This is a genomic window from Acinetobacter sp. CY05 (assembly GCF_059515805.1).
On the sequence record NZ_JCAKMW010000005.1, the window covers coordinates 127,216 to 136,433 of the forward strand.

A 9,218-nucleotide genomic window follows, 5' to 3' on the forward strand; every position below is an offset into this window, starting at 1 on the left:
TTAACATTGAAAAAATATTCATAAATTATCGTCTCATGCTACCATGAGCGCAGTCTTTGATGCCACGTTGAAATTATGTCAATTGAGAAATTTACACAAGAAAAGGTTTTATCTGTACATCGTTGGACCAATACGCTGTTTAGTTTTACCTTAACCCGTCCTGCTCATTTTAAATTTACCGCAGGCCAGTTTGCACGTATTGGTTTAAAGGTGGGTGATGATTTGGTGGTACGGGCGTACTCAGTCGTTTCATCACCTTTTGATGAAACTTTAGAATTTTTCTCAATTGTAGTGCCAGATGGGGCATTTACCTCTAACTTGCAGCATTTGCAAGTGGGTGATGAATTGTACCTTGAAAAAATCCCCTATGGCTTTTTAACACTGGCACGTTATCAATTGCCTTTACCACAAGATTTATGGTTGTTGGGGACTGGAACAGGTTTAGCACCATTTTTATCCATGCTGCAAGACTTTGAAACATGGTCAAAATATCAAAAGATTAATTTAGTCTATAGTGTACGTACAGCGGCAGAACTGGCCTATAGCGAGCGCATTCAAGAGATTGCCGAAACTTTTGGTGAAGGGCATACGGGCTTTAAATTTATTCCGATTATTACCCGTGACCCAAATGCAGCTTTGCATGAGCGTTTACCCGTGCTCATTGCCAATGGCGAGCTTGAGCAAGCCGCAGGTCTGCCGCTGAATCCTGCAACCAGCCATGTCATGCTGTGTGGTAACCCTCAGATGGTCGATGATACCAAAGAGGCTTTAAAAGCCCGTGGCCTGACCATGAACCGCCGTGGTGAAGGTAATATTGCCGTAGAGAATTACTGGTAATCGCTGTAAAGTCTTACTTTAAAAGCTCAAGCACAGGACACAAAAAAACCTCCAATGTGGAGGTTTTTTTAATGCTTGCTGCTTAATGCACAAACATATCTACAAATTGACGGATCTCTTGCAAAGCGGTCTCTACATCGGTGGTCAGCCATGTCGGTTCAAATAGACCTGCATAATGATCGAGACGATCCTGTGGTACCACTAAACGCACAGGGCATTCTTCTTCGAGAAGACGCCATGGAATAATGGGCACTTCGTTGTCTAAAAATGCCGCCACGTTACGAATATCAATCACCATAGCATTAATGCACTCAGGAAAGGGCATTACCGAAAACTCTTCAGTGCGACGGCGAAAATACTCTAAATCACCCCATTTTAAGCGGTAGGTGGGTTTAGTAAACTCAATAATGCCAATCAAATGCTGATCACGCGTGTGGTGTAAAGTACATTGATGCGTGACATCCGTGTCTAAATCAAGCGTTACACTCTGTTGACGATACGCCATAAAGTAAAAACACAGCAAAAAAAGGAGTGACTGATTATAGCCTAAAATCATCAGTGTGAGCGATTATTCGTTCACCATCCTGCTATGCTTCTTCACACAATGCAACACTTAGACTTGTTAGTATAAAAAACAAACAATCAAGGTGAGAGCAACATGCAACACGATCCAAATAAGTCGCATCATGCCACCAGCGCGTCAGACGCCCAACAAAAAAAGCGTTTGCCCATTTATATCTTAATTATTGTTGGGGTATTTCTTGCGGCACTGATTTTCTATATGACGGCAGATGTCAAACCAAAGCCAAGTGAGGCGCCTCCCGGTCATCCAAATCCAACAGCTCAGCCTGCAGGTGTTACCAATAGCAGCACAAGTACTGCGACCGCAACCGATACTGCTACTGCGACTGATCGTTAGGTGAGAATGTGAATTTTAAAAAAGCTCTAGTCTTCATCCACTAGGGCTTTTTTACTGGCTGATTGTGGGTTTTTGTTGTAGTTTTAACATTAATCATTGAATAAAAAATAGACAAAACTTAAGGTAATACAGAGATAAACGTAGGGCCAAAACCCGATAAACAAACCAAAAATAAAGGATAACAATATGAATGATTATTTTGAGCGCAGTCGAGGTGGCTTAAATGCCATGTATTATTGGGAGCAATTTCATCCTATTCTCGCCGCGATTGCCATTTTAATTGTTGGTTGGATTATTGCCTTGGTGGTGGCGGCTGGGATTAAAAAGCTACTGCAAAAACTTGGTACCAATCAAAGACTTTCTAATGCGACTGGGCACCGCTCTAATATTGAAAACATCGTGTCACGAATTGTGTTTTGGATCGTGATGATTATTGCGGTGATTGGAGCACTCAATGCCTTGAATCTCAATAGTGTGAGTGGTCCATTTAGTAGCATGGTGCAGCAATTCTTACTCTTTGTGCCGCAGTTGTTAGCAGCCGTTGCTGTTGGTTTTATTGGTTGGTTAGTAGCCAATGTAGCGAAAGTAGGTCTGCAAAAATTACTCAACCGTACAAATTTAGATGAAAAACTCAGCGCTGAAGTTGGGGTAAGTCCAATTAGCCAAAATATCAGTGAAATTGTGTACTGGTTAATTTTGTTGCTGTTCTTGCCAATTGTACTGTCTATTTTAGGCTTAAATGGTCTGTTATATCCTGTACAAAATATGGTGAATCAAGCGGTTGGCTTTTTACCTAATCTATTTATTGCCGGCATTATTGTTTTTGCGGGTTATATTTTGGCCAAAATTGTACGTGGTATTGTCGAAGGTTTAGGCAATAGTCTCAATGTACAGCAGCAAGCAGAAAAAATTGGTTTATTTAAAGGCTCTAATTTACCGCGCTTACTAGGTTCGTTCCTCTTTGCGGTGGTGATGATTACGGCCTTAATTGTGGCATTTGAAGCACTAGGTGTAGAAGCAATTTCACAACCTGCCACCGCCATGTTGCATGAAATTATGAATGCCATTCCACATATTATTGCTGCAGGTTTAATCCTGATTGTAGCGTATGTGGTGTCACGTTTTGTGGCCAAACTGGTGGTTGAAGTTTTAGCAGGTACAGGGGTAGACAATATTCCTGCCAAAGTTGGTGCACAGCGTTTTTTAGGCGAAACTAAAGTCTCTTGCGTTGTTGGTTACTTGATTGTGCTGTTTACCATGCTGTTTGCCGTATCTGAAGCAGCTAACCGTTTAGGCTTTGATCAAATCAGTGATTTGATTGCCATGTTCATTTACTTTGGTGCCAATATCTTACTCGGTGCTGTCATCCTAGTGATTGGTTTCTGGTTAGCTAACATTGTTGCCAATGTGGTACAGCGCGGTGAATATAAGAGTTCACGTTGGTTAGCCAATCTAGTCCGTGTGTTAATTATGGGCTTGGTACTGGCAATGGGTTTACGTGCCATGGGCATTGCAGATTCGATTGTGAATTTGGCCTTTGGTTTAACCCTTGGCGCAGTAGCTGTGGCCTTTGCCTTAGCCTTTGGTTTAGGTGGACGTAATCCTGCAGAACGTTTGTTAACTGATTTAATGGATAAAGCCAAACGTGAAGCCAATGAACCAAATCCTGAGCCAGTGAAAGATCAGGATATTATGAAACCACAAGCACCATCATCTGATTTTAAAAGTACCACAATGAATGCAGATGGACCTATTATCGCCCCTGTAGAAGTGGTGACTGATAAAAAACCAAGCACGAATCCAGATCAGGATGTTGCTGTGCCAGATAGTTTAGTGGTTGATCCAGAGCAAAAACCATTGAACAATCCATATGGTTCAACTGGCGAAGCAGAAAATAATACAGACCTTAAACCTGAAGATAAGAACTAAAGAAATGACACCAATGGGCTGATGCCCATTGGTACAAAATTTAAGGATGCCAAAATGTCACGTAGAAAACCCAATCATCGTTTTGCACCGGCGGTCATCGCAGGGGTGACCATTGGTTTTTTGGTTGCCGGTTATCAGTTGGTCTTTGGTGGTAACAAGCCTAAGCAAGCTCATTTAAAGGCGCCACCTGTAGAACGGCAGCCTGAGGCACAAGACGACTCACCCAAGCAGGCGACCGGAGAACTTTAGTCGCCTAGCTCAAGCAACAGCTTATACATATTGGGCAGCAGCATGCGCTGATGCCCAAGCCCATTGGAAGTTATAACCGCCCAAATGCCCTGAGACATCTAACACTTCACCAATAAAATACAAGCCTTTTTGTTTTTTACTTTCCATGGTTTTAGATGACACTTCTGTGGTATCTACACCACCTAAAGTGACTTCTGCTGTTCGATAACCTTCTGTGCCAGAGGGTTTGACTTCAAAGCCATGCAACTGCGCAGCAATCGATTCAAGTTTATCATCGCTTAAATTACCAATCGCACTATCGGCATGTTCAAGCCAAATAAGATTTTGTAGCTCCAACACCACACTCTTGGGTAAATGTTCACTTAGTAAAGTGCGTAATAGCACTTTAGGTTGGCTGGTTTTTTTGATTTTGAAGAAATCTGATAAGTCGAGGCTTGGTAAAAAGTCAATTTTAAAGCTTTGACCCACTTGCCAGTAATTTGATAATTGCAAAGAACTTGGACCACTTAAACCGCGATGGGTAAACAATAAAGCCTCGGTAAAGCTATTTAATGGGTTAGATAAAGTGGCTTCTACCGCATTACCACTTAGGCGTGTGGTGACTTCTTTAAAGCCATCTGAGAAAGTAAATGGCACTAAACCAGCACGGGTTGGATAAACGTGATGGCCAAATTGTTTGGCAATTTCATAGCCGAACCCAGAACCGCCTAAGGTCGGGATAGATAAACCACCGCTCGCGACTACCACTGACTCAGCTTCGAAAAAGCCTAAAGTTGTGGCCAGTTGAAACCCTTGACCATCGACCGTGCTGACCTCTTTGACTTCAGCACTGGTTTTAATGGTCACTAAGCCAGTTTTATCACATTCTTTTAACAACATGGCCAAAATATCTTTGGCGCCATTTAAGGTAAATAATTGTCCGTGTTTACGCTCTTCGTATTCGATTCCGTAGTCGCAGACCATGCCAATAAAGTCCCAGTTGCTATAACGACTGAGCGCCGAAATGACAAAATGCGGGTTATGTGACACGTAATTTTCAGGCTCAACATATAAATTGGTAAAGTTACATTTACCACCGCCCGACATGAGAATTTTTTTACCCACTTTATTGGCTTTTTCTAATACCAAAACCCGACGACCACGTGCGGCTGCCATGGCTGCCAACATTAAGCCTGATGCACCAGCACCAATTACAATTACATCAAACATAGAGGGAGACACGGCAATTTACCAACAGCAATCAATCAGCCGGGCATTATAGCCAATTTCTAAGCGCTTTTCAGGCAATGTTACGTCCTTGTAAGCCACCACTATGAATGACTAAAATTTTCTGCTGCGGTTCAAGCTCACCGCGTTCAATCATTTTAAAGAGGCCATAGAACATTTTGCCAGTATAAATCTGTTCTAAAGGAATCTGATATTGGGCTTCAAAGTCTTTGATAAATTTGAACAGTTCAGGCGTAGTTTTGGCATAGCCACCAAAACAAAATTCATCCGTAATCGACCAATTACTTTTTGTGGTCATATCGGCGACATCATGCTGTAAAAAATCACCTTTTAAGGCAGAAAAACCTAAAATCTGTTGCTGGGCTACGCTGGCTTCAATTAAGCCGGCGATAGTGCCACCGGTACCTACCGCACAGCAAAGGAGGTCAATATCTTGCTCATGCTTGCTTAAGATTTCTTTACAGCCCTGTATAGCCAGCTGATTGGTGCCACCTTCAGGAATGATATACGCCTGTGGATATTTGGCCTTGAGCATATTTAAAAAATCAGGTTGATCTTTAGCGCGATAATCTTCACGCGAGATAAACACAAGCTGCATGCCAAAAGCTTGCGCCGTGCTTAAGGTCGGGTTAAGTGGTTGATCTTTCAGTTCAAGTCCACGAATAATCCCAATGCTGCTTAAACCTAAAGCATGTGCAGCAAAAGCAGTTGCCGCGATATGATTCGAATAGGCGCCACCAAAGCTTAAGACTTGTGTATAACCTTGTTCTAAGGCTGTTTTTAAATTGTATTTGAGCTTAAAAAACTTATTGCCTGAGATGTGCGGATGGACCAAATCTAAGCGCTTAATATGAAGCTGAACGCCTAGATGCTCAATATGTTGGGTGGGAATATTTTGGGCTATATGCTCAAACATAAATCGGCGCGTTCCATACTTATAATGCTGCTGATAAAATATACAAATACTGCTATGCTACAGTCATAATAAAAATACAGGAGGATACGGATATGCGTCGCATTGCACTCCTTATCGTCAGTTTAGGTGTCACTTGGCTTGCAGCGTGTGACACCACCGATCACATGAATAAACCACGGACAATGATCATTGGTGGTGTACCAGTACATGATCATGATTATAAACTATTGCCTCCATCTACACCTACACAGCAAAGCTTGGCTGAATAAGTGGCAAGGTTTTGTCATAACAAGATGCCCAACATGGGCATCTTGTTTATTCAAGTCAGAGAATTGGCCAGATCTAGCCCAAGTGCTGAAGATTTTTGCTTGGATCATAAAAAAAGAGCAGTAAAAAATGGCCAAGCAGCGTAAAATTGCGCTTTCTTTTTCCCTTAAATATAGGAATCGCTATGGAATCGCTGGTGATTTTAGGCTCAATTGCGTTGGCATTGCTGTTAGGTGCAATGAGCCCTGGGCCGACCTTTATTTATGTGGCAAAAAACTCGATTGCGATTTCACGTAAACATGGCTTATTTACCGCTTTAGGCACAGGCACAGGCGCAGCCATTTTTGCTTTGTTGGCGGTATTGGGTTTGCAAGCATTGTTATTGGCAGTGCCAGCGGCTTATTTAGGGCTGAAAATTTGTGGTGGCTTATATTTACTTTGGCTGGCCTATAAAATTATTAAACATGCCAAAGAGCCTGTGCAAAGCGTGGCGGATGGGGCAACGGTGATGAGCTACCGCCGTGCTTATGTTTCAGGCTTAATTACCCAAATGAGTAATCCTAAAATAGCGATTATTTTAGCCAGTATTTTTACTGCACTTTTACCTAAAGAAATCCCAAGTTATTACTATGTCGTATTACCGATCTTATGTTTCTTTATTGATGCAGGGTGGTGTTCTTTGGTGGCAGTTGCACTTTCGGCAGATAAACCACGCCGTGTTTATTTACGTTTTAAGGCTCTGTTTGACCGTGGCGCAGGTGTGGTGATGACGGTATTAGGTTTAAAATTATTATTTGGGATGAAATAAGCATGTTCTATAAAAAAATCCTCTATTTGTAGAGGATTTTTTTGCAATGAATATTTGCTAAGCATCTCGCATACAACAATCAAGTGGCAGAATGAGGCGGATATATTGCCAGTACATGGTAGTACATAGTAAAAAGTCAGCGGTAAAAGATGCATAGTGCTGCGCCTAATGAGTAAATGGGCGAAGCAGACGCCTTGCTTCTCGCTAGTGTTTGTTGGATTAAAGCCTTACAAACCAAAGGCCTTGTACTCGCTCAATATATCCTGAAGCAGTTATAACCTAGAGTAGCTCAATTTGCCAATTGGATGCTTGAATTTCGAGATTATTTAAACGTAATTGTTTGCTGATGTCATCAGCCTGTTGTTGCAGTTGCTGTACCGAGACTGTTTTTAGCCAGCGGATTTCACTTGAGCTATAACGCGCATGATCACGACGAGTATGCTCGATAGCTTGTTGCACGATACGATGTTGCTGAGTGAGCAAATCCCGTTGATTGAGTACGCCAAGTAAAGCATTGCCATTGATAGTTTGTGCTTGTGCATTGGTTTGATGAATACGTTGAATCAGCCGATGCAGCTCGGTATTGACTTCAAATGCTTCTGCCAATAATGCAGTCGGGTCTTCACTGGGTTGATCACCTTCTTGTACTACCACATTGCTATTAATCCGTTGTTGTAAGGATACCAGTTTAGTTTGTAGATCACTTCGAAGTAATAAGGCTTCAGCGAGTTTCATGATAGGTCTCAATAAAAATAGATAAGCAGCTTCATCTGCATAAGGCAGATGTAGCCTTAAAAGTGACGTGCTTTAGAGCTGATCCTAGCCAAAATAATGGACAGCACGTCCCTCTAAAGATAACGTAACTTTAATCTTTGGAGATTCAAGAAATGGCTATCTTGCGCAGCAATGCTGCTCAAGTCCTGAATTTAAACAGCAAGCGATTGATTATGCACTTTCAAACTCCCACGAACCTATAGCTGCAATCGCCCAGAAATTAGGTGTGGGTTATTCAACTTTAGACAAATGGATTCGTGAAGCCAATCCAGTGGGTTCAAGCAAACGTCAACTTTCACCAGAACAACAGCGGATCTTAGAATTAGAGAAAGAAGTCAAACAGCTCAGGGAAGCCAATGACATCTTTAAAAAAGCGCATGTGTACTTTCTGACAGATCATGCCAAGAAAAGTACACGGTAATTCAAGATCTGGATGTGAATGAAGTCACTGTATCTTCTGCCTGTCAATGCCTGGGTGTCAGCACTTCAGGCTATTATGCCTGGCGAAAACGCCAGACCAATCCAGCGCAGAAATATAATGATTTAAAAGCCGTATATTGGCAGCATCATGCACGATTGGGTGCACCTTCATTGGTACATGACATGCATGATTTAGGTTACAGCATGAGCGAACGAACCGTTGGAAGAATGCTTAAAAAGCTTGGTTTACGTAGCAGGATTGCACGTAAATACAAGCATACGACTGATTCAAACCATCGTTTGCCTACAGCGCCTAACTTGTTGGATCGTCAATTTACGGTCAATGAACCCAATAAGATCTGGACAACGGATATTACCTATATCCGTACTAAGCAAGGTTGGCTGTATTTATGTGTGATGCTGGATCTATTCAGCCGTCGTATTGTCGGCTGGCAAACCAGCCATCGAATAGACCGTCAATTGGTGTGTGATGCGTTTCATTATGCAATGGCTCGTCAGGGGTATCCAATGGGTGTCATGGTGCATTCGGACCAAGGCTCACAGTACTGTAGTCGTGATTTTAGGGCGCTATTATTGACGAATAACTGCGTTCAAAGTATGTCACGCAGGGGAAACTGTTGGGATAATGCAGTGACCGAAAGCTTCTTTCATACATTGAAAGGTCATGTGGTCCATGGCAGTGTGTTTGCCACTCGAAAAGAAGCGAATACAGTCTTGTTTGACTATATTGAGATTTATTACAATCGGGTCAGAAGGCATTCCGCAAACGGCTGGTTAAGCCCAGAAGCCTTTGAACAGAAATATTTTAAGAATTTAGAGGGATTTGTTGTCCACGATACTGTCTAGGATCA

The 9,218-nt window shown here is 42.2% G+C and carries 11 protein-coding genes; 7 read left to right on the forward strand and 4 right to left on the reverse strand.

Annotated features, from left to right (window positions below):
- Positions 1-75 precede the first annotated feature (75 nt).
- Positions 76-837, forward strand: coding sequence for a ferredoxin--NADP reductase (locus AC5YCD_RS06925; RefSeq protein ID WP_496129335.1), 762 nt, complete (start codon positions 76-78; stop codon positions 835-837).
- Between the two features lie 82 nt (positions 838-919).
- On the opposite strand, the gene AC5YCD_RS06930 is transcribed toward AC5YCD_RS06925, so the two are convergent.
- Positions 920-1,342, reverse strand: a complete 423-nt coding sequence (locus AC5YCD_RS06930; RefSeq protein ID WP_496129336.1) for a hypothetical protein — start codon at positions 1,340-1,342, stop codon at positions 920-922.
- Positions 1,343-1,495: 153 nt separating this feature from the next.
- Between AC5YCD_RS06930 and AC5YCD_RS06935 the strand changes: the two genes are divergently transcribed.
- From AC5YCD_RS06935 to AC5YCD_RS06945, 3 genes are all read left to right on the forward strand, one after another.
- Positions 1,496-1,756 carry a hypothetical protein gene (locus AC5YCD_RS06935; protein ID WP_496129337.1) on the forward strand — a complete coding sequence of 87 codons (261 nt, stop codon included), beginning with the start codon at positions 1,496-1,498 and terminating at the stop codon, positions 1,754-1,756.
- Between the two features lie 186 nt (positions 1,757-1,942).
- On the forward strand, positions 1,943-3,685 hold the full coding sequence (locus tag AC5YCD_RS06940) for a mechanosensitive ion channel (protein WP_496129338.1): 1,743 nt from the start codon (positions 1,943-1,945) through the stop codon (positions 3,683-3,685).
- Positions 3,686-3,739: 54 nt separating this feature from the next.
- Positions 3,740-3,934: a hypothetical protein gene (locus AC5YCD_RS06945; protein WP_496129339.1), complete on the forward strand. Its 195-nt coding sequence runs from the start codon at positions 3,740-3,742 to the stop codon at positions 3,932-3,934.
- A 21-nt stretch (positions 3,935-3,955) separates the two neighbouring features.
- On the opposite strand, the gene AC5YCD_RS06950 is transcribed toward AC5YCD_RS06945, so the two are convergent.
- Positions 3,956-5,155 (reverse strand): BaiN/RdsA family NAD(P)/FAD-dependent oxidoreductase, encoded by a 1,200-nt coding sequence (locus AC5YCD_RS06950; protein WP_496129340.1) that lies wholly within the window; start codon positions 5,153-5,155, stop codon positions 3,956-3,958.
- A 58-nt stretch (positions 5,156-5,213) separates the two neighbouring features.
- Positions 5,214-6,077 carry a 1-aminocyclopropane-1-carboxylate deaminase/D-cysteine desulfhydrase gene (locus tag AC5YCD_RS06955; protein ID WP_496129341.1) on the reverse strand — a complete coding sequence of 288 codons (864 nt, stop codon included), beginning with the start codon at positions 6,075-6,077 and terminating at the stop codon, positions 5,214-5,216.
- A gap of 92 nt (positions 6,078-6,169) precedes the next feature.
- On the opposite strand from AC5YCD_RS06955, the gene AC5YCD_RS06960 reads away from it, so the two are divergent.
- Together AC5YCD_RS06960 and AC5YCD_RS06965 are read left to right on the forward strand one after the other, a co-directional pair.
- Positions 6,170-6,346, forward strand: a complete 177-nt coding sequence (locus tag AC5YCD_RS06960) for an NF038215 family lipoprotein (RefSeq protein WP_496129342.1) — start codon at positions 6,170-6,172, stop codon at positions 6,344-6,346.
- 182 nt (positions 6,347-6,528) lie between these two features.
- Positions 6,529-7,152 carry a LysE family translocator gene (locus AC5YCD_RS06965; RefSeq protein ID WP_496129343.1) on the forward strand — a complete coding sequence of 208 codons (624 nt, stop codon included), beginning with the start codon at positions 6,529-6,531 and terminating at the stop codon, positions 7,150-7,152.
- Between the two features lie 279 nt (positions 7,153-7,431).
- Here the strand turns inward: AC5YCD_RS06965 and AC5YCD_RS06970 are convergent, their stop codons facing one another.
- Positions 7,432-7,887, reverse strand: a complete 456-nt coding sequence (locus AC5YCD_RS06970) for a DIP1984 family protein (RefSeq protein WP_496129344.1) — start codon at positions 7,885-7,887, stop codon at positions 7,432-7,434.
- 133 nt (positions 7,888-8,020) lie between these two features.
- Here AC5YCD_RS06970 and AC5YCD_RS06975 point away from each other — a divergent pair.
- Positions 8,021-9,213, forward strand: a protein-coding gene (locus AC5YCD_RS06975) for an IS3 family transposase (RefSeq protein WP_496128783.1) whose coding sequence is annotated in 2 segments (ribosomal slippage) — positions 8,021-8,300 and positions 8,300-9,213 — 1,194 coding nt in all. Because the reading frame shifts where the segments join, the coding sequence is not laid out codon by codon here.
- Positions 9,214-9,218: the final 5 nt, after the last annotated feature.

Bases quoted from the DNA above. Each gene is read 5' to 3' on its own strand.
- AC5YCD_RS06955 (WP_496129341.1), bottom strand. From the start codon at position 6,077: ATGTTTGAGCATATAGCCCAAAATATTCCCACCCAACATATTGAGCAT.
- AC5YCD_RS06960 (WP_496129342.1), top strand. From the start codon at position 6,170: ATGCGTCGCATTGCACTCCTTATCGTCAGTTTAGGTGTCACTTGGCTT.
- AC5YCD_RS06970 (WP_496129344.1), bottom strand. From the start codon at position 7,887: ATGAAACTCGCTGAAGCCTTATTACTTCGAAGTGATCTACAAACTAAA.
- AC5YCD_RS06945 (WP_496129339.1), top strand. From the start codon at position 3,740: ATGTCACGTAGAAAACCCAATCATCGTTTTGCACCGGCGGTCATCGCA.
- AC5YCD_RS06935 (WP_496129337.1), top strand. From the start codon at position 1,496: ATGCAACACGATCCAAATAAGTCGCATCATGCCACCAGCGCGTCAGAC.
- AC5YCD_RS06930 (WP_496129336.1), bottom strand. From the start codon at position 1,342: ATGGCGTATCGTCAACAGAGTGTAACGCTTGATTTAGACACGGATGTC.
- AC5YCD_RS06925 (WP_496129335.1), top strand. From the start codon at position 76: ATGTCAATTGAGAAATTTACACAAGAAAAGGTTTTATCTGTACATCGT.
- AC5YCD_RS06940 (WP_496129338.1), top strand. From the start codon at position 1,943: ATGAATGATTATTTTGAGCGCAGTCGAGGTGGCTTAAATGCCATGTAT.
- AC5YCD_RS06965 (WP_496129343.1), top strand. From the start codon at position 6,529: ATGGAATCGCTGGTGATTTTAGGCTCAATTGCGTTGGCATTGCTGTTA.